Raw genomic sequence first — 21,024 nt, forward strand, 5'->3', positions numbered from 1 at the left:
CAGATTCAGGAGATCCTTCACTGCGTTCAGGATGACGTTGAGACCAGTTGAACAGGTTTCAGTTCCCCGGTTATGTCATCCTGAGCATCTGGTACGTCATCCTGAGCATAGCGAAGGATCTCAAACTGCCTGGAACGGAGCCAGATTCAGGAGATCCTTCACTGCGTTCAGGATGACGTTGAGACCAATTGAACAGGTTTTTCAGTTCCCCGGTTATGTCATCCTGAGCATCTGGTACGTCATCCTGAGCATAGCGAAGGATCGCAAACTGTCTGGAACGGAGCCAGAATCAGGAGATCCTTCACTGCGTTCAGGATGACGTTGAGACGGCCCACAACCTGGGTAGTTACGGGAGCTCTACAATACCCTCTCTATGGCCTCTACAGGCTCTTTGGCTTGGCCTATATCGGTCAATATTTCCAAGCAGCGTTGTGCATAAGCGTGTTTTACTGAATATTTAATTATTTATCCATGTTGTATAAAATTTGAATTAACCGGGGGTGTGGAAAAACAGATAAGCTGATATAATCATCTGTTATACAGCCAGAAGAGTTTACATTCTTCAAATCCAAAGCGATACCCAAATGATTGATTTACACTGCCACAGCACCTTTTCTGATGGTCTGCACTCTCCCGAAGAATTACTGCATAAAGCGCTCCAGGCAAAGCTTGAAATAATGGCATTGACCGATCATGACACGATAGAAGGCAGTATTCGTCTCATCGAATTGGCGCAACACCAAGCGATTCGTATAATTCCTGGGATAGAAATCAGTACGCGATGGAAGAAATACGATATTCATATCCTGGGTTATCAACTGGATTTGCAGAGCGAACACTTAAGTGCACTCATTAAGAGCCAGGAAGCCAATCGTCATCAACGCGCATTGGAAATAGCGGAAAAACTGACTCAGCTTGGAATTGAAGATGTCGTCAATAAAGTAAGTTTAATAGCCGGCCATCGCCGAATTGGTCGTCCGCATTTTGCGCAGCTGTTGATTGATGAGGGTAGAGTAGTAGAAAAACAGGCGGCATTTAGCCGTTTTCTTGGTCATGGAAAAATTGCCTATGTACCAACCCCCTGGGTTTCGATTGAAGCGGCTGTACAAACAATTATCCAGGCTGGCGGCCAGGCGGTGTTAGCCCATCCTGCAAAATATAAATTAACCCGTACCAAACTGCATGAGCTGATCACTGTATTTAAGGATGCAGGCGGGGAGGGTATGGAAGTGGTTTCAGGTGAGGGAATGGCGAATGAAACCCAGGAACTCGCGGGGCTTTGTCTTCGCTATCAGTTACTTGCCTCAAGCGGCTCTGATTTTCATGGTGAGGGAATGTCAAGAATATCCCTGGGGCGACAGGCCAGACTACCTGAGTATTGCAAGCCAATTTGGCAGGAATGGTAGCCGTCCTTTGAAGATTTCGTCTGCAGAGCTAGAGATAGGGATTATAATCAACCCTCACTGCCATTAAGTTAAAGAAATTTTGTCTTTCCCGCGAAGGTGGGAATCCATTCCTCAATTGGCATTATAGCGAGCTCAGAGATGGATCCCCGCCTTCGCGGGGAGGACAGTTTATATACAACTGAGCTTAACTTAATGGCAGTGTCCCCTGAGGGGAGAGAGGATTTCATCTTAGAAATCCAGTTTCAAACTCCATACCTTCACTCTCAAGTTCTTCCTTCAACCAGTCATCAATTCCTCCATCGAATATAGAACTGAATGAGTTTGAGAGGGCGTCAGTCTTCTCCAGGGAATAAGTACTCTGTGGTTGTTCATGGCCAGGCTCCGCGCGGTGTTGCCGTTTGCAATCTTTCATACGAGCATCGGCATTTTTCCGCTTTAACCCAAAAAAAGCTTGTGGATTACGGCCAGGGTAATCGAATTGCATCCTGTCCTCCTGAGCGTGCTCATTACTTTCGCTGAGCGCTGGAAAACATTGAATTGTCTTCTGGTATTCAGCAGGGAGTAAGCAATGACTCAACCTGATTTTCTCGCTGGCCGATGGATTGAGCGTTTGTAAAAAAGGTTTGGCAGCCTCAAGAAACAAATCGGTATTCAGGAATAAACCTCTTTGCATGAAATAAATGAAATCCTCGATGGTATGAAGCCAATTCGACAGAGGAAAATAAGGGTTGTTACAAAAACCTAAAAATTTGTCCGGCGAATCATTAAGGGTTTCCAGCATAAGGCAGAAAATAGTGCGGGATAATGGCTTGGGAAGATTCCTGGTTATTTCTGGATAAATCAGACAAGCCTTTTCAAATTCCAATAATTCAAGGAAATTAAGATAATCACCTATGGCCGTTAAGCGAGGAGCGATTAGGTGAAGCGTTTTTGAGATCAACAGCCGATAGGGCGCAGGGGGTAGATATTTGTCCAACTCAATCAGTACGCTTAATGAAATACCGCCCTGCGAAGCATCCACAAATGCTCCAATCAGAGTATTAAAGACGGCTTCGGATATCAATTCCGGGCGTTTTTTGCAAGCTTCATGATAGATTAAAAAGCCCTGTACCCAATCTAGCGATTGAATAAATTGAAGGTACTCATTCATCCCATACAGAAGAGGCGATAATTTATCAAAACAAATTATGAATAGAGCACCACACTGAGTTGAACTTAGAAATTTACTGAGCTCAGAAAAGTCTTTGAGCGAATTGATTTGAGAAGGAAGAAAATCAAAAATAATATCCACTGCTGCTGCACGCTCACCGGGAGTCATATGGCGAAGCTCATGCAATGTTTCTGTAATCGAATACTGGTCTGCTTTAAACTTTATTTTAGGGCGTATCTGTTGAAGTTGGCTCTTGTTCAGAGACCGACAAATTAAAATCAGGCTTCTTGCTGAGCTAATATGTTCAGGTATAAATCTTTTCAGGAGATCGAAGGCTTCCTGAATTTGTGTATCCTCTAAACAAGAAAAGAGTTGACTGATAGTGTCCGCATCTTTGCCTTTCCAACGGCTTAAATTGTTTTTAAATAAATCAAACAGCTCCTTACTTTCTTCTTTGGGACGGGCTAAATTGCTTAATAACTGAGTGAAGGCTCCAAACGAATTAATACATTTTTGCAGGGAGTGTCTCTGACTTGAAAATATGAAATGGCTTTGTTCGGGTTCAAGAAATCTGTACGGGCCATCTATAAAATCACTTTGTTTAGTAAATAGCTGCGAGAGCTGAAGATTGTCAAAGACAAACTTGTTAATAATTCGACGTTGAATAGGATTCAGATAAAATAACAGATTTGTCCAATCCTGAGGCTTGCGAATTAAAATAGCCAATTTGGGTTGAATATATTTGTCAAATACTTTATCGCGCTGCGCTTCACTCAGTCCTTTCAGCACTTGTGAGATAACATAAGTGGAATTGTGTAATAACCCTCCGATGCGAAATTTAATACGTTCAAAAAGATAAGTAATATGGGCTCTGGAGATATTTAAAAAATGACGATCTGCTCCACTGAGAAGCAATTCATACTCAGCGTTTGTTTCCGGAAGAGGGCCGCTCATGTCAAAACGCTGGACCTTTCGCATTACCTCCTGTTGCTCTTGATAGATAGGTTCGATGGCATCCCATAAACACTGAAAGGAATGAACGTTTTCAATGCTAGTCAAAGGAACAATCAAAGAAAGATAATTATGAGGAATCTGATTGGAATATTTACTTGAAAGTGCAGAGCGTACCTCTCGTGAGCTCGTTTTTATTTCAAGTTTATCAAGCTGTATTTCTGAAAGCAGCTCATCAAATTGATACGATATCAGGATTTTAAATAGTTGCAATAAATGAGTTGATGATTTAATCCACGTTAGAAGCATAGGCTTGTATGAGGCGAACAAATGCTCTCGTTCCTGAAAATTTAAGCTATTGAAAAGTGCAATAAACTGATTGAGCGTTTTTACCTTATCTGATTGATTCAGCAGACCATCAGGAAAAATGAGATCACGATGCTCGGCTTTTAGTCTGTTATACACCTGAGTGCTGCCATTTATTGTTCTCATCATACCAGGAAGTCTAGGTCGCATTTGATTAAAAAACAGTTCATTTTTCTCTATGCTGTTCGTATGAAGCAGCGAATAAACTTTACAAAAAGAGGCTGCTGTTTTAATCGAATCTGGAAGTTCATTGATTATGGTATCAAGCAAAAGTTGTTTTTTGGCCTGTCTAAGCGGCGCAAGAAGATCAACGGAAAAAATACTCGTTTTATCGGTACATAAACGAAGGATATAGTCCTTAATTCTTTCGTATATCAACTTGCACTGCTCAATCTCAAAGGCATCGGAAAGATGGAGCAACAAGGGAATTAATTTTTCCAGATTTTTTTGTTCCCCATTAAGTAATGACTGACTTAGACCGTCCATAAGCGCATACAGTTTATCGGTTGATGCAGTCAGGGAAAAGAGAATTAGCTGGTCGCTATTCCTTCTGTGAAGCAAAGACAATACCAGCCTTTCATCAGTACACAGGGAGGTAATCTCATCAGCACTTAGCGTTTCTAAAATTTCCAGGTCCTGAGAATGCTCAAATGACAGTCTGAGATTCAACTCATTGAGAATGTTACGATTTAACATTAATTTGTCATGACCATTCAGTGGTTCACCCTTATCCAGTTTTTCCTTAAATGATTCTTTAACTGATCGGAAATCTTTAAGTGCTTTTTCCATTAACACTTGTTGCCGGTCACCACTCGTTTTGATTCGAGATAATGCTTCAGAATGCCTGATTAACAGATTATCCAGTTTGGTTCCCAAAATAGAGAGGCAGGTGTTGGGATCTTCCTGATTATTTTTTTTAAACGCGTATCGTTTGAGCTTGCCTAGTTTATGAGCGAGCGGTTCGGGAATGGCATGAGGAAGAGGGTTATTGTGTGTGGCGGTTGCGATAATACCTAATTGCACAAGCAATTGATAAATGATTTGCCTTGCCTCTTCCAGTTGCTCCGGACCGGGGTTATTCATTGCTACAATTGTTTTCAAAGGAGCAAAAAAATGCTGAAACACATTTTTATCATCCGGAGATAATTGTTCAACGATTTGAAGGGTCTTCACAATGAGCGATCTTTTAAAAGGCCTTACCAGAGGACCGCTGAAATCACGAAGTGTTTGAATGAACAGTCTGACTTCATTGGGCTCTTCACTATGATCTTCAATTTCATTATACCAACTGATGAAATCCAGCATGCTATTATCAAAATACGCACCCGCCTCCAATTCAGTTCCCTGGCCTCCCTGTCTGCTGTTTTCTTTCATCTTCTTGCGCAGAAGTCTTAGCTGACCTAATAAACCCTCATTATTTTCAGCAAGCACATCAAAACGTTGCTTTGCTTCATAGATAATCTGTGTATCAAAAGAATAATGGTATAAACGGGAAGTTTCCTTTTCCTTTAATTCAACTGATGCCGGATCAGTATCATCATCGAAGTAGGGATTATAAATTACCGGCAAGCCCACTGTTTCATCCAGTTTAAGCAGGGTGCTTAAGGGAATAAGATGAGTGCCTGCATCATTCAAAATATGTGTTGACAGAATTTTCAGGAGATCCATTTCCCATTGGCCAGTTGTCTGATTATAAACCGGAGTTAGATCAGGATAATCAAAATGCTGAGAAATTACACACTGCAATTCAGGAATTAATAATAAAAGTGGATTTACAGGTTCTTCGGCTCTGGATCTGGCAGAAGCTATCAGCTTCGCCGCTTCACACCAGATAGCGGTCAATGGATGAAATGGTAAGGCTGTATATGAAAGTAAGCTGTTTCTTATCAACTTCCAATTATTCCGAAGGGCTTGCTCCAATGCTTCTAATGGATTTTGCGAATCAATTAATTCACGAAGCAGCTTTGCACAACGTATAGTATATGCCTGGATGGATTTTTCATGCATATTCTGCAAGGGGCCCATTGAATCAAATTCTGCAATCACATTGGCAAGTGTTTCCAGGCTGTTGTCTAAAAATAATCGAATATCGTTGCTCATTGGGCCTCTTATTTGTCTAAATGGCGGTGTATATTTATCCACTTTACTGACCTTCTACAACGTAGGTGAAAGACCAGAGTGAACTCAAAATTTATCTTATAAATCCAGTCTCGAAATCCATAGATTCACTCTCGGTTTCTTCCATCAACCAGTCGTCACAAGTTTCATTCCATCCAGTGAATAATGATTCAATCGAACGTGCTAAAGAAGGCTCCTCTTCATCCGGTAGATTGTAGGTATGACCACAATCAATCATTTCCCGGCGTAGTCGTTTGTTGTCTTTGCATTCATTGACAGCTTTACGTTTCGTTGAGCCAAAAAAAGCATGGGAGTTGGTACCTGGAGAGTCGATTCTGGGTTGACCCTCTTGTTCCGGGGCTGGAAAACATTTAATTGTTGCCGCGCATTCGGCTGGTGATAAACATTGTCTTAGCCTGTCTATTTCACTGGCTGATGGATTAAATGTTTGCAGGATGGGTGTAGCTGCTTTGAAGAGCAATTCGGTATTTAGAAATAAATTTTTCTCCATAAAGAAGATGAAATCATCCAGGTTGCGAATCCAACAGGACAGAGGAAAATAGGGGTTATTGCAAATTCTCAGAAACTTATCCGGGTCACCATTTAAACTTTCAAGCAGCAAACAGAAAATGGTTCTGGATAAATGTAAATCCTCAGAGAGTCTCCTGGCTATTTCTAAATAAATTATATAGGCGTGGTCAAACTCTAATGATTGAAGCAGGTTCAGGTAATCGCTTGCCGTTGTTAAAGCCGGTGTAATTTTGTGAATAGTTTTAGAGAACAATAGCTGGCATTCGGAAATTGATAAGTACTTGCCCAGATTGATGAAATCTTTTTGTGAGAGGCTGCTCAGCGGAGCCGAATTAAAAGCATCAACCAGAGATTCGAAAATACCTGTCCCTAGAAGTTCCGGACATTTCTTTCCAGCCTCTCGATAAATCATACAGGCTTGTGTCAATCGCAATGATTTAAGAAATTCAATGCTCTCGTTGACATCAGAAAGACTGACTAAATTATCAACGCATAATAAAAATAGATCTCGGCACTGAGTGTTACTTAAGAAGCTGCTGAGCCGGGAAAATTGTTGAGTTGAATGGATTTGCCTGGGAAGGAAATCAAAAATTGTTTCTATGGTTGCTGCCCATTCGCCTGGTTTCATTGTGCCAAGTTCAAGTGCAGTCTGTGCAATAGAATGTCCATCTGTTTCCAATTTAATCCTTGGGCTTATTTCCTGAAGCTGGGCTTTTGTCAGAAAACGGCCAATTGAAACAAGATCTTTCGCTGATTTAATAAGATCAGGAATAAATCTTTTCAACAGGCCGAAGGCCTCCTGGAGCTCGGAAGGTCCCAGACATGAAAAAAGGGTGCCGAGAGTGAATACACTCTTGCACTGCCAGCGGCTGAACCTGCTTTTAAACAAATCAAAGATTTCTTTGTTTTCTTTGTTTGGGCGGTCTGTTTTTATCAGAAATTCAGTGAATGATTGGAATGATTTAATGCTTTCCAGTAAGACCTCTTTTTGAGTTGAGAAAATAATGCGGCACTGTTCTTCGTCAAGATACTGGAAGGGAGCTCTATTAAAAGAGTTCATATCAGAGAATAGTTTGAGACTCGCAAGATTATGAAATACAAAATGATTGATTATTTCCCTCTGCTGAGGAGACAGATAAATCAATAAATTCTTCCAATCAGCCGTTGTTTTTATCAAATCCCTCAAGTGGGGTATTATATACCTGTCAAAAACACTATCGCGTTGCTGGATACTGAGGCCTTGAAGTACATTGGCAACTGCATAAGTACCAATGCGTGAAAACCCCTCCAGACGAAATTCGACGCTTTCAAAAAGAGTATTAATATGCTGTTGTGAGCTGAGTAGAAACTGGCGATCTTCGGCATCAAGTGATTCCAGAGCGAAGCTAGTTACCGATGAGGAGCTGTCCACTGTAAACACACTGGCTCTTTGGAAGACCCGCTGCCGCTCCTGATGAATGAGTTGGATAGCATGACCTAGACTATGAAAAGAACTGATGTTGGAAAAATCAGTTAATGTGACAAGCAAATGAAGATACCGTCTGGGTATATAGAGACTCCCCCCATGCTTGCTTTCAAGTGCAGAACGAACCTCACTGGGGCTTGTTTTTTCCAGTTTATCCAGTTGAATTTCTGAAAGCAGTTCATCAAATTGTGCCGGTATTAAAATCCTCAGTAACTGTAATAATTGGGCTGATGATTGAACCCATGCCGCTAGCTGGCTTTTATAAGTTTGAAACAAATCTGTCTGTTCATAGTGATGTAAATTAGAGTAAAGCGATTTAAACTCATTAAACGTTTTTACCGGAACAGACTGATCGGCTAAGCCATTTGGAAATATTATCATCCGATGCTCAGGCGACAATTTCTTGTATACCAGTGTTCGATTATTCACTGTGTTCATCAAGGACGGCAGCTTTCCTCGCATTTGATTGAAAAAAACCGTCCTTTTTTCGGTGTTATGTGTGGAGATTACTCTATAGACTTTGCAAAAAGAGTCTGCTGTTGTAATCCGTTTTGAAAGCTCATCGATAATTGAACCCAAGAGAAGATTATTTTTTTGCTGATCAAGCTCAGCAATCAGGTCCCAGGAGAATTGGGATGGTCTGTTTATGCATAATCGAACCAGATAATCTTTCGTGGTTTCGTAAACAGCCCGGCATTGCTCTACATCCAGAGCTTCTGAAAGATGGCGCAACAATGGAATCAACCTATCCAGTGCTTTATGGAATGGAAGCAGAGAAACGCTTAAACCCTTCAGTAGCGCATGCAATTTGTCAGTTGAGGTGGTCAGGGAGAACAGAATTAACTGATCTCTAACGTGTGGATCAAGTAAAGAGGCAGCGAGCCTTCCATCGTTACAAATGCTGGTAATTTCATCGGGGCTAAGGCTTTCCAGAATGTCTAAATCTTCAGGCTCCTGAAAAGAATAAGAGATTTGTAATTTATCAAGAACCTGGGAATTTAGAGGGAGTTTATCATGACCATTTAAAGGTTCGGAATTATCGAGTTTTCTCTGAAATGCTTCTTTCGCCGCTTTGAGAATTTTCAAGGCCTCTTCTGCCAGCGATTGCTGCCTGTTTGTGCTGGTTTTTATTTTAGCCAAAGCCTCATGATGTTTAATTAATAGTTCATCCAGTCTTGTCCCTAAAATTGAAAGACAGGTGCTGGGATTTTCGCGATTATCTTTCTTAAAAGCATAGCGTTTCAGGCTGGATACCTTATCAGCAAGGGTTTCCGGAAGCACCCTTTGCAAGGGAGGTATATTGATTGAAGAGGCAATAATACCTAGTTGTACCAGCAAGTTATAAATAATTTGGCGAGCCTCTTCCAATTGCTGTTCATCAGGCTTATCCATTGCAACAAGGGTTTTGAGAGGGGCAAAATACTTCTGAAAAAATTCATTGTCCTCTGGCGGCAGCTGTTCGACAATTTCAAGAGTTTCGACAATAAGAGCTTTGTTGAATGGATTTATTACAGGCCCGCTGAAACCGCGGAGTCTATGAATATACTGGTGAATTTCTACCGGTTCATTGGAATGATCTTCGATGGCATTATACCAGGTGATAAAATCCATAAGACTTTTATCAAAAAACTGACCTGCCGCCAATTCGCTTCCACGGCCATGAACACTGTTTTCTTTCATTTTTTTGCGAAGCAAAGTCAGCTGGCCTAATAAATCATCATTATTTGCCGCCAGAGCATCAAACTGCTGCTTTGACTCATAGATAGTCTGGGTATCCAATGAAAAATGGAAGATACGGAAGATTTCTTTTTCATTCAATTGAACCACAGAGGGGTCCGTATCGTCATCAATATAAGGATTATAAATTGTTGGCAAACCCACTGCCTCGTCTTGCCTGAGCAGGCAGCGCAGCGGAATCAAATGGGTGCCCGCGTCATTCAGGATGTGAGTGGATATAATTTTCAGCAGGTCCATTTCCCATTTCCCTGTCGTCTGATTGGAGACGGGCAGCAAATCAGGGTAGTCCTCATGCACCGAGACGACGCACTGTAAATCAGGAATCAAAAATAAAAGGGGATTGGCAGGTTCCTGAGATTTGGGTTTGGATAAGGCAACCCATTTTGCAGCATCGCACCAGAACGCCGTCACCGGGTGAAACGGTAAGGCAGTATAGGAAAGAAGGCTTTTTTTTATTAATTCCCAATTGTTTTTAAGGGCTTGTTCTAGTGCTTCTGAGGCATTTTCTGATTCGGATAACTTAGCAAATACCTGATGACAATGGAGGGTATAGGCTCGAATTGCTTTTTCATGCATCGTCTGCAAAGGATCTGCCGATTCAATTTCCTTTGCCATATCTGAAAGAGATGCCAGAGTTTTGCCTATAAATTCGCGAATTTCGTTATCCATTGTGTCTCTAATAAAGCCTATGTGGTCTTGCATTGTACTAAGAGTTGGGTTTGTAATCCAGCTTTTCTTTGTTGCTACTGACTAATTAGGAAACAATTGGAATAAAACATTTAATCTCGAATTATGGTATAATCCCTCATTATAAAAAGCACATTGAATGGATAGGATTAAAATTCATTGTAAATAACTATTGCATTCGAGGAATAAATTATGAGTTTTAAAGAGCTGGGATTGATTGAGCCCTTAGTATTGGCAACCAGCGAACTGGGATACCTTAAGCCTTCTCCTATTCAGACACAGGCGATTCCCGCTGTTTTAGGAGGAAGAGATGTTCTGGCTTCCGCACAGACAGGTACAGGAAAAACAGCAGGTTTTGTCCTGCCTCTTTTACAAAAGATCCATGATAAGCCACGGGCAAGATCCAACCGGGTTCTCATTCTAATATTAACTCCAACCAGAGAGTTGGCAGCGCAGGTCCATGAAAGTATTTTAGAATACGGACGTCATTTGCCATTGCGTTCCGCTGTTGTTTTTGGCGGGGTAAAAATTAATCCTCAGATGATGAAGTTGCGGGGCGGTGTTGAACTATTAGTTGCAACTCCCGGACGGTTGCTGGACTTACATCAGCAGCGAGCGATTTCTTTTGATCAGATTAATACTCTGGTGCTTGATGAAGCGGATCGAATGCTGGATATGGGTTTTATCCATGACATTAAACGGATTATCAACTTACTGCCTAAAAATCGGCAGAATCTTTTGTTTTCAGCCACTTTTTCCGAGCAGATTCGATCGCTTGTAAAAAATATACTTAATAATCCTGTTGAAATTGATGTAGCACCACGCAATACGACTGTGGCGACAATTAAACAAACTGTTCACCCGGTCGACAAGGGTCGAAAAGCGGCATTGCTCAGTCACTTGATTCATAAAAATAAATGGGGACAGACAATAGTATTCTCGCGCACCAAACATGGGGCAAACAAGCTGGTCAAACAATTGGCTGAACAGCAGATCTATGCCGCGGCAATTCATGGCAATAAATCACAGTCACAGCGCACCAAGGTTTTAGCCGAGTTCAAAGCGGGTACGCTGCATATCCTGGTTGCCACTGATATTGCTGCGCGAGGAATTGATATTGATCAACTGCCCTGTGTGGTTAATTTTGATTTACCGCAAGTGGCTGAAGATTATGTCCATCGCATTGGCCGCACCGGTCGTGCGGGTGCTGACGGCTTGGCTGTGTCCCTGGTAAGCGCCGATGAAGTGGGTCAGTTAAATGCCATTGAAAAATTAATCAAACGCAAATTAAACCGGGTTGAAATTGAAGATTTTGAACCTAATCACAATTTACCTGCTTCAGTTCCTAACAAGACTCCTCCCGGAAAAGCTGTGGCATTCAAGAGGAGAAAACCCCTTGGTGCTGACAAGCAGCAGGCGAAGCGAAACCGCAGACCTGCTTAATAGAATATTCGTACAAATCGTCTCAACGTCATCCTGAACGCAGTGAAGGATCTCCTGAATCTGGCTCAGTTCTAAGCAGTTTGAGATCCTTCGCTACGCTCAGGATGACGTACCTGGGGAGTTACAAGTATTCTGTACCAATGATCCTGTTCAAAGGATTTATCAGAGTTTTTGAAAGCTGCACAGAAACAAAATTAAGTGATACAATCAGTCCCCTAAACTGTATCTGGCATCAATGGACATTTAACCATAGGCATCTACACATCGCCACTACGCCCTGCGGCTTGTCCGCAGGGTCCAGTGTTTCTCTATAAGTCTTCTGGATCCCTCGACAAGCCGAGGGACGTAGAAGCTAGGAGCTGACTGTGTTTTCAGAGATGTGTAGATACCTATGAGACATTTAACAGGGGACCTTTTAATGAGTCAGTTTTTTGCAATTCACCCGGACAATCCACAGGCAAGATTGCTAAGAAAAGCAGCGTCCATTATTGAAGAGGGTGGTTTGATTGTCTATCCAACTGATTCAGGCTACGCTTTAGGATGCCGTTTGGGCAACAAAGCGGCGCTTGAACGTATCAGACGCCTGCGTCAGCTTGATAAAAATCACAATATGACGCTGGTCTGCCGCGATCTTTCGCAGCTGGGAACTTATGCCAGAGTATCTAATCCTATATTTCGCCTGTTAAAAGCATTCACTCCCGGATCCTATACATTTATTTTAAACGCCACTCATGAAGTACCCAGGCTTATGCTGCACCCCAAGCGGAAAACATTGGGTTTGCGTGTGCCGGACAATAATATCACCTTGTCTTTACTGGAGTGTCTTGAAGCACCTCTTATGAGCACGACTTTAATTTTACCCGGGGCCGAAGTTCCCTTGAGTCAGCCTGAAGCCATCAGAGACTTGCTGGGCAATCAGATTGATTTAATTATTGATGGAGGTGATTGCGGTCACGAACCCACTACTGTCGTCGATTTAACTGGTGATTACCCTGTAATAATCCGGGAAGGTAAGGGTGACCCGGAACCGTTTCGCTGATTTATATAAACCTGAGGTTTTAGATGTCTTTATTTAGTGCTAACAAACGTGTCGTTTCAGGTATGCGTGCCAGTGGCCGTTTACATTTAGGTCATTATCATGGTGTTTTAAAAAACTGGTTGAAGCTTCAACACCAGTATGATTGCTATTTTTTTGTGGCTGACTGGCATGGCTTAACCACTTCCTATGAAGAACCAGGATTTATAGAAAACATTTTATGGGATATGGTGGTTGACTGGCTGGCTTGCGGGATTAATCCCAGTTTATCCAAGGTTTTCATCCAGTCCTGGGTGCCTGAGCATGCTGAGTTGCACCTGCTTTTATCGATGATAACGCCGCTTGGCTGGCTGGAAAGAGTGCCTACTTATAAAGATCAGCAAGAGAAACTTCGAGAGAAAGATTTATCTACTTATGGATTTCTGGGTTATCCACTTTTACAAAGCGCCGATGTCTTATTGTATAAAGCCGATTGGGTTCCTGTGGGTGAAGATCAGGTTGCGCATATTGAATTAACCCGTGAAATCGCACGCCGGTTCAATTTTATTTATGGCAAAGAGCCAAACTTTGAAGTGCAGGCTGCTGAAGCAATCAAAAAAATGGGCAAAAAAAATGGTTCCCTTTACAGCGAGTTGCGTAAAAAATTTCAGCAGGATGGTTGCCATGAATCGCTTAATACCGCCAAAGCATTAATTGCTAATCAACACAATCTTTCAATTGGGGATAAAGAGCGTTTAATGGGTTATCTGGATGGTTCAGGCAAAATTATTCTTCCCGAGCCGCAACCTCTGCTGACGGAAACACCGAAAATGCCAGGTACAGACGGGCAGAAAATGTCGAAGTCCTATGGTAATACTATTAGTCTGAGAGAAGATTTGACGCAGGTAGAAAAGAAAATTTTCACTATGCCGACCGATCCTGCTCGAGTGAAAAGGACAGATCCGGGCGAACCTGAGAAATGTCCGGTCTGGCAATTGCATAAAATCTACTCCTCTGAAGATGTGAAAGACTGGGTTCAAACTGGCTGCCGTTCGGCTGGAATTGGCTGCATTGATTGCAAACGGCCCGTGGTGGATGCGATTAAGCAGGAACTGATTCCTATTCAGGAAGCTATTAAAACATATGAGGCGGATTTAAGTTCTGTTAAACGTCTGGTAGCGGAGGGTAGTGAAGCTGCCCGCGATGAAGCGAATAAAACGCTAAAAGATGTGCGTGAAGTGATAGGCCTTGATTATTAATGCACACTGCTGAAACAGAGCCGGAACAAATAATACTCGCGACGATCGGAGGCAAACCATTCACTGATTTGCCTCCGGATCTGTTCATCCCTCCTGATGCGCTGGAAGTATTGCTCGATTCATTTACCGGACCGTTAGATCTCTTGCTGTATCTGATTAGAAAACAGAACCTGGATATTCTGGACATTCCTATTGCCTTGATTACCCGTCAATATATGCAATACATTCAATTGATGACGGATAGAATGGAGCTGGCCGCTGATTATCTGGTGATGGCTGCCATGCTTGCTGAAATCAAATCAAGAATGCTTTTGCCGCAAACCAGTTCTGAAGAAGAAATTGAAGAAGACCCGCGTGCGGCGCTGGTTCGAAAATTACAACTCTATGAGCAATTTAAACAGGCCGCACTACAATTAGATGAATTACCCCGTGAAGAACGGGATTTTTTCAGTGTGAATCTGCCGGTTGATGGCGCGGAAAAATTAAGATTACATCCGGATGTTTCGCTTCAATCGCTAATAGAAGCAATGGCGGAGCTGATTATCCGCCAGGGTCATCAGGTGCATCATCAGATTATGCGTGAGCCGCTATCGGTTCGGGAGCGAATGGCCATCGTTCTCGAACGCCTGCAGCAGGGCGAAAACATGTCCTTTGTCGCGCTGTTAAACAAGGAAGAAGGGCGAATGGGAATTGCTGTTACATTACTGGCTGTTCTCGAGTTAGCCCGGCAATCAATTGTCATTATTATACAAACGGCCGCGTTTGAGCCCATTCATATTCGGGAGTTTGATAATGGATGAGATTAACTTAAGAGGAATTCTCGAAGCTTTATTAATGAGTTCGGAAAGTCCATTGACTATTGAACAATTGCAATCGGTATTCGACGAATGCCCTCCAGAGAAAGAACTAATTAAACAGGAGCTTGAGAACCTTGCCCGGCAGTATGATAACAGTGGTATTGAGTTAAAGCAGCTAGCCAGTGGTTTTTGCATACAAACGAGGAGTAAATACAGCTACTGGGTTAATCGGCTAAATGCCGAGAAACCGGTAAAATATTCGCGTGCCCTGCTGGAAACCCTGGCCATTATTGCCTATCGCCAGCCGGTCACAAGAGCTGATATTGAAGAGATCCGCGGGGTTGCTGTAAGTACCGCCATCATCAAAACCCTGTTGGAGCGAAACTGGGTAAGGGCTGCTGGTTATCGGGATGTTCCCGGAAGGCCGGCAGTGTATATCACGACCAAATTTTTTTTGGATTATTTTAATTTATCATCCATCCATCAGCTGCCGCCGCTTTCTCATTTCGAGGATATGCCTTCAGGCAAAACCGAGCAGTCTGTCGATGTAGAAGAAGAGTGTGTTGAATTATGAAAGAACGTTTACAGAAGATATTAAGCCAGGCTGGTTTTGGCTCGCGCAGAGAAATGGAGAAGTGGATTGAGCAGGGTTTGGTTTCAGTGAATGGAGAAATTGCCAAAATTGGAGAATCGGCGGGCCCAGAGGATAAAATTGCGGTAAAAGGCAGACTTATCGCGAATCCACTCAAACATAAAACTAAAACTCGGGTGCTTATCTATCATAAGCCGGTCGGTGAAATTTCCAGCCGCCGCGATCCCAAACATAGCAAGACCGTTTTTGATCAGCTGCCTCATTTAAAAGAAGGGCGATGGGTGCAGGTCGGTCGTTTGGATATTAATACCTCGGGTTTGCTTATATTTACCAATAATGGGGAATTGGCAAACCATCTGATGCACCCCAAACAACAGCTTGAAAGAGAATATGCTGTCCGTGTGCATGGTCAGGTCAGTGATGAAATAGTAAGTAACCTTTTAAAGGGGGTTACCCTGGACGACGGTTTCGCCAAATTCAAAAAAGTGGAATACCGGGGCGGTGAAGGCGCGAATGCCTGGTATCATGTCACACTGACTGAGGGACGAAATCGTGAAGTCAGGCGCCTTTGGCAATCGCAAGGTGTTGAAGTAAGCCGTTTAATCCGCATCCGTTATGGTCGAATTACCATGCCAAGATCGCTGGCAAGAGGAGATTCTCATGAGTTGTCCGATAAGGAAGTGCATTCCTTTTTATCGTCAGTAGGCATGAGCGACGTATGACAAGATGATGGGTAAATTTCCTAATTAATATAGAAGATAGATGTAACATGACAAGAAAACGCAAAACTCCACCTGTTTTAAGCACTGCTATTATCGAAAAATTCAGCCATGATGGGCGTGGAATCGCCCGTATCAACGGCAAAACGACGTTTATTGATGGTGCTTTACCTGAGGAAACCGTTTCATTTGAGTACCTGCGAACCAAAAAGGATTATGACGAGGGAAGACTGGTTGAGGTGATTAACCCATCCGTTCATCGGGCAAACCCTCGCTGTCAGCATTATCAACTCTGTGGCGGCTGCTCTTTACAGCATTTGGATGAAGAGACGCAAATTCAGGAGAAACAAGCCCTGTTGTTTGATATGTTCCAGAGAATAGGCCATTGTCAACCTGAAATGATTCTTGAGCCTTTAAGTGCTGGCAGCTGGAATTATAGAAACAAAGCCCGCTTAAGTGTTCGTTATGTACATAAGAAGCAAGCCACTCTGGTTGGGTTTCGAGAAAAAAATAATCCTCGCTATATCACAGAAATCAGCCATTGTCCGGTCCTGCATAAAAAAGTGGATGATAATATTCAGGCTTTGCGTCAATTAATGGACTCTTTAGAGTCCCCTGAAAAGATAGCACAGATTGAGGTGGCGGCGGGCGATGAAGAGGTGGCTCTAATTTTACGAAATCTGGATGCGCTATCCAGTCAGGAAGAACAGCAATTGAAAGCCTTTGCTGATGCCAGCGGCTTTATCTTATATCTTCAGCGGGGTAACAGCGAAACTGTAAAACGTTTCTATCCGGAATCAGATGACGAGTTTCTGCACTATGAATTACCTGAAGAGGGCATTCGCTATCAATTTCACCCCACTGATTTTACTCAGATCAATCCGCGATTAAATCGACTTATGATTCCAAACGCTTTAGAATTATTGGAATTAAATCAAGACGATACAGTTCTAGATCTGTTTTGCGGACTGGGAAATTTCTCTTTACCCATTGCCAAACGATGCCGCCAGGTGATTGGTTTTGAAGGAAGTGAAACCATGGTTGAGCGCGCTGCGATGAATGCCAGAATCAATCATCTGGATAATCTGCAATTTTATGCCGCCAATCTTGATGAACCAGATATTCTGGCCAAATTTAATCTTCCAGCCATCAGTAAAATGTTAATTGATCCTCCGCGTTCAGGAGCACTGGAAATTATGCGGCAAATCGATAAACTTAAACCAGAGCGTATTGTTTATGTTTCCTGTAATCCAGCCACTCTGGCTCGCGATAGCGATATTCTGGTTAATCAGCAGGGTTATCGTTTTATCGCTGCTGGGGTTATGGATATGTTCCCTCATACGTCTCATGTAGAATCGATTGCGGTGTTTCAAAAGGAAAAGTAGTTATGGTAAAGGTTAAAGAAGATACTCCCTGGTTAAGCGACAATGGTATTGATCTGGAGCAATGGCTGCACCAGTTAGGGAGCAAGGGGTATTTTCAGGATTTGGATTTAATCCGCAATGCCTGTACCTTGAGCCAGCTTGCAGGCTTTGATCATGCTACTGAAACCGGAATTTCCTGCCTGCAGCAGGGTTTGCAAATGGCTGATCTGCTGGCTGATCTTGAAGTGGATCAGGAAACACTCAGCGCCGCTATTATTTTTGAAAATGTTCATTATGCGGAACTCTCACTGGATGATGTCGAAGAGCAGCTGGGGCCATCGATAGCCAAGCTGGTTAAAGGCATTGAAAAAATGAGTGCTATTCATAATCTGCAGGCACTTAACAAATATCCGCAAAATAAACATCAGATTGATAATGTTCGTAAAATGCTGCTGGCTATGGTGGATGATGCACGGGTTGTGCTGATTAAGCTGGCAGAGCGTTTATGTGTTTTGCGTACCTGCTCACAATTACCCGAAGCTATTCGACGCCAGATTGCCACGGAGGTCATGGAGATTTATGCGCCTCTGGCGAATCGTCTTGGAATTGGTGCCATCAAATGGGAGATGGAGGATCTCGCTTTCCGCTATCTCCATCCAGCTGAATACAAGTCCATTGCCAAAGGATTAAAGGCCAAGCGCCTGGACCGTGATCGTTATGTAAATCTGATTGTCCAGGAGTTAAATACACGGATCAAGGCCACCGGCGCTACTCATTTTGCTGTTTACGGTCGCTCTAAACATATTCACAGCATTTACAAAAAGATGCAGCGCAAGAATGTACCGCTGGAAGAAATTTACGACGCTACGGCAGTTCGTGTTCTCCTCGAAACGAAAGAGCAATGTTACGATGTGTTAAGCATGGTGCATGCTCTATGGAAACAAATTCCCGCTGAGTTTGATGATTATATCGTCAATCCCAAACCCAATGGGTATCAATCGCTGCATACAGCAGTTGAAGGTCCCGAGAATCGCGTGTTTGAAGTCCAAATACGAACTTTCCATATGCATGATCTGGCTGAGATGGGAGTTGCCGCCCATTGGAAATACAAAGAAGGTGGACTTCAGCAAAAAGAAAGTCATGAACGCAAAATTGAATGGCTGCGCGATGTTTTGGCCTGGCATAAGGAAATGGCTGCCTCAAGTGGTGTTTCCGAAGCAATGGAAACCGAATTTCTTGAAGATCGTGTCTATGTATTTACACCAGATGGCGATGTGCTCGATCTGCCCAGCGGCGTAACTCCTCTTGATTTTGCCTATCACGTCCATAGTCAGCTCGGCCACCGATGCCGCGGTGCGAAAGTGAATGGTTCTATTGTTAACCTGACTTATCAACTGCAAACGGGCGATCGAGTCGAAGTGTTAACTGGCAAAGAATCAAGGCCATCGCGAGACTGGATCAATCCTCATTTAAACTATCTGAGAACTTCCCGCGCAAGGGCAAAAGTACTGCATTGGTTTAAAATGCAGGATTATGACAAAAACAAGGCTGAAGGCCATGAAATTCTCGATAAAGAATTGAAAAACCTCGGTATTAAAATGGATCGCCTTGGCGACGTGGTCTCTTCGTTCAATTTTAAGCGTCTCGACGATATGCTGGCAGCATTAGGCCGCGGTGATATTAAACTTGGGCAAATATTACATCGAATCACGCCTTCCGTGGAATCAGAGCCGGACATCCATACCATTGTCAAATCCCAGGCTATCCCGGAGGTCAGAGGGAGTGATTTACGTATCGAAGGAGTGGGTAATTTATTGACTAATATGGCGAGATGCTGTCAGCCATTACCCGGTGATGATGTCGTTGGTTATATTACCGTTGGACGCGGTGTGTCCGTCCACCGCAAAGATTGCGCTAATATTCTGCATGCCAGTGACAGGCAAAAGCAGCGTTTTCTGGAAGTCTCCTGGGGCTCGGCGACCCGCGATCATTATGTGGTTGACGTCATTATTAAAGCCTTCGACCGCTCAGGACTTTTACGAGATGTCACCTCCCTGTTATCCAATGAAAAAGCGCATGTCTATGCCTTGCAAACGCAAAGCGACAAGCAGGAAAACATGGCGACTATTAAATTAACCGTGGAGATTGATGGCTTAAACAGCCTTTCGAGGTTACTGAATAAACTGGAACAGATACCCAATGTTTTAGAAGCTCGCAGGCAGGTTTAAACCGGTTTATTCTGAGGAGAGCAGACTGACAAAAAATCCCCTCTCCCAAGTTGGGCGAGGGCTAGGGTCACTGCCATTAAGTTAAGCTTAGTTTGTATATAAACTGTCCTCCCCGCGAAGGCGGGGATCCATCTTCAAGCTCGCTATAATGCCAATCGAGGAATGGATTCCCGCCTTCGCGGGAACGACAAAATTTCCTTAACTTGATGGCAGTGAGGGCTAGGGTGAGGTTGATTTTAACTACTTAGGACCTACAAGAGGAGACTGTTCCGGCGTTGGGTCACTGGCTACCAGTTTTGAAATCCAGGTTGAGAGGAAAGCAGGGCTCCAGCCTCCTTGTCTCTCAGGAGCAGCTCTTCGGGGTTCTCTTGCTGCTTGCAGTCTTTCTTCAAGAACCGCGGCGTCTGCTTCTGCTTTTTTAACAAGGTTTAATTCTGCGATTGTGACTGTACGTTTAATTCCCTGCGTATGTTCTACATGTGCGGCATAAGTGTGTGTGAATTGCCTTTTAATAGTTTCCATGTCAAGCGCTATTGGAAATCGGACAACATTCCAATAATTGTACTCACCGGATACATTGGCAGTTAACGGGAGCATTTCATCATTTACGATTTTGGATAATGGGATGATCTCGATGTCATATCCTAAATGTTGGCGGCGTTCTTCGTGAACTTTGGTTACATCGTCTCCCGTAATAAATAAATATTGATGGACACTCTGATGCTCGAATTTAATGCGTCTTGAATTAAGGATATGGGTATCCATGAACGATTTAACAGTATACTTGTCGGTGAACATTTCCACTGCCTTTTCATTATCAAACAACAAACCGGAGGTTGCATCATCGCTATCAGCTAAAAATATAAGCCGCTGGCAATCTCTATTTATTAAGGGATCCACAGCGGGTAATTCACTTAGATTGAATAGTTCATTTTTAGTAGTAAGATAGAGCTTGAGTTCTGGAACCAGGCCAATTCTGGCAGGAGACGTGGGAGTTTCCGATATGCTGTTGTATTGGAAGGGCATAAGAATTGTTTCACTCGGCGCTTGAAGTGAGGCTATAAAGCTTCCATATACTTTATTATGTCTTGACGCGTTAAGCGTATCTTCATCTGCAAAAGATATAGGAGTGATTGTTGACAGCCACTTGGTTGGAACAAGAATTACTTTAATCATATTTAATTTCTATTCGGTGA

General features: G+C 43.0%; 12 protein-coding genes. 9 read left to right on the forward strand and 3 right to left on the reverse strand.

The window, feature by feature from the left end; all coding sequences use genetic code 11:
• The first annotated feature begins 584 nt into the window (after positions 1-584).
• Entirely contained in the window at positions 585-1,406 is an 822-nt protein-coding gene (locus E1O89_RS09750; RefSeq protein ID WP_133140001.1) for a PHP domain-containing protein, read from the forward strand.
• Between the two features lie 223 nt (positions 1,407-1,629).
• Here E1O89_RS09750 and E1O89_RS09755 read toward each other — a convergent pair whose 3' ends face one another.
• Both E1O89_RS09755 and E1O89_RS09760 read right to left on the reverse strand, forming a co-directional pair.
• A complete protein-coding gene (locus E1O89_RS09755) occupies positions 1,630-5,973 on the reverse strand; it encodes a hypothetical protein (protein ID WP_133140002.1) in 4,344 nt (1,447 codons plus the stop codon).
• Positions 5,974-6,064: 91 nt separating this feature from the next.
• The gene (locus E1O89_RS09760) at positions 6,065-10,393 is read right to left on the reverse strand and encodes a hypothetical protein (protein WP_133140003.1); all 4,329 of its coding nucleotides are present in this window, start codon (positions 10,391-10,393) and stop codon (positions 6,065-6,067) included.
• Between the two features lie 210 nt (positions 10,394-10,603).
• On the opposite strand from E1O89_RS09760, the gene E1O89_RS09765 reads away from it, so the two are divergent.
• The 8 genes from E1O89_RS09765 (at position 10,604) to relA (ending at position 19,828) form a co-directional block, all read left to right on the forward strand.
• On the forward strand, positions 10,604-11,854 hold the full coding sequence (locus E1O89_RS09765; protein WP_133140004.1) for a DEAD/DEAH box helicase: 1,251 nt from the start codon (positions 10,604-10,606) through the stop codon (positions 11,852-11,854).
• Positions 11,855-12,272: 418 nt separating this feature from the next.
• Complete coding sequence (locus E1O89_RS09770; protein ID WP_112218436.1) at positions 12,273-12,893, forward strand: L-threonylcarbamoyladenylate synthase; 621 nt, start codon at positions 12,273-12,275, stop codon at positions 12,891-12,893.
• A 23-nt stretch (positions 12,894-12,916) separates the two neighbouring features.
• Entirely contained in the window at positions 12,917-14,128 is a 1,212-nt protein-coding gene (locus tag E1O89_RS09775; protein ID WP_112218435.1) for a tryptophan--tRNA ligase, read from the forward strand.
• Positions 14,128-14,928 carry a segregation and condensation protein A gene (locus E1O89_RS09780; protein ID WP_133140005.1) on the forward strand — a complete coding sequence of 267 codons (801 nt, stop codon included), beginning with the start codon at positions 14,128-14,130 and terminating at the stop codon, positions 14,926-14,928. Before E1O89_RS09775 ends, E1O89_RS09780 begins: the two co-directional genes overlap by 1 nt.
• A complete protein-coding gene (gene scpB, locus E1O89_RS09785) occupies positions 14,921-15,499 on the forward strand; it encodes an SMC-Scp complex subunit ScpB (RefSeq protein WP_133140006.1) in 579 nt (192 codons plus the stop codon). The genes E1O89_RS09780 and scpB overlap by 8 nt, the downstream gene beginning before the upstream one ends.
• The gene (gene rluB, locus E1O89_RS09790; RefSeq protein ID WP_133140007.1) at positions 15,493-16,239 is read left to right on the forward strand and encodes a 23S rRNA pseudouridine(2605) synthase RluB; all 747 of its coding nucleotides are present in this window, start codon (positions 15,493-15,495) and stop codon (positions 16,237-16,239) included. The genes scpB and rluB overlap by 7 nt, the downstream gene beginning before the upstream one ends.
• 47 nt (positions 16,240-16,286) lie before the next feature.
• Positions 16,287-17,621 carry a 23S rRNA (uracil(1939)-C(5))-methyltransferase RlmD gene (rlmD, locus tag E1O89_RS09795; RefSeq protein WP_133140008.1) on the forward strand — a complete coding sequence of 445 codons (1,335 nt, stop codon included), beginning with the start codon at positions 16,287-16,289 and terminating at the stop codon, positions 17,619-17,621.
• Between the two features lie 2 nt (positions 17,622-17,623).
• Complete coding sequence (gene relA / locus E1O89_RS09800; RefSeq protein WP_133140009.1) at positions 17,624-19,828, forward strand: GTP diphosphokinase; 2,205 nt, start codon at positions 17,624-17,626, stop codon at positions 19,826-19,828.
• A gap of 240 nt (positions 19,829-20,068) precedes the next feature.
• Here the strand turns inward: relA and E1O89_RS09805 are convergent, their stop codons facing one another.
• Complete coding sequence (locus E1O89_RS09805; RefSeq protein ID WP_133140010.1) at positions 20,069-21,004, reverse strand: hypothetical protein; 936 nt, start codon at positions 21,002-21,004, stop codon at positions 20,069-20,071.
• Positions 21,005-21,024: the final 20 nt, after the last annotated feature.

Origin of the sequence: Legionella genomosp. 1 (assembly GCF_900640215.1) — a bacterium.
Lineage (GTDB): Bacteria > Pseudomonadota > Gammaproteobacteria > Legionellales > Legionellaceae > Legionella_C > Legionella_C quinlivanii_A.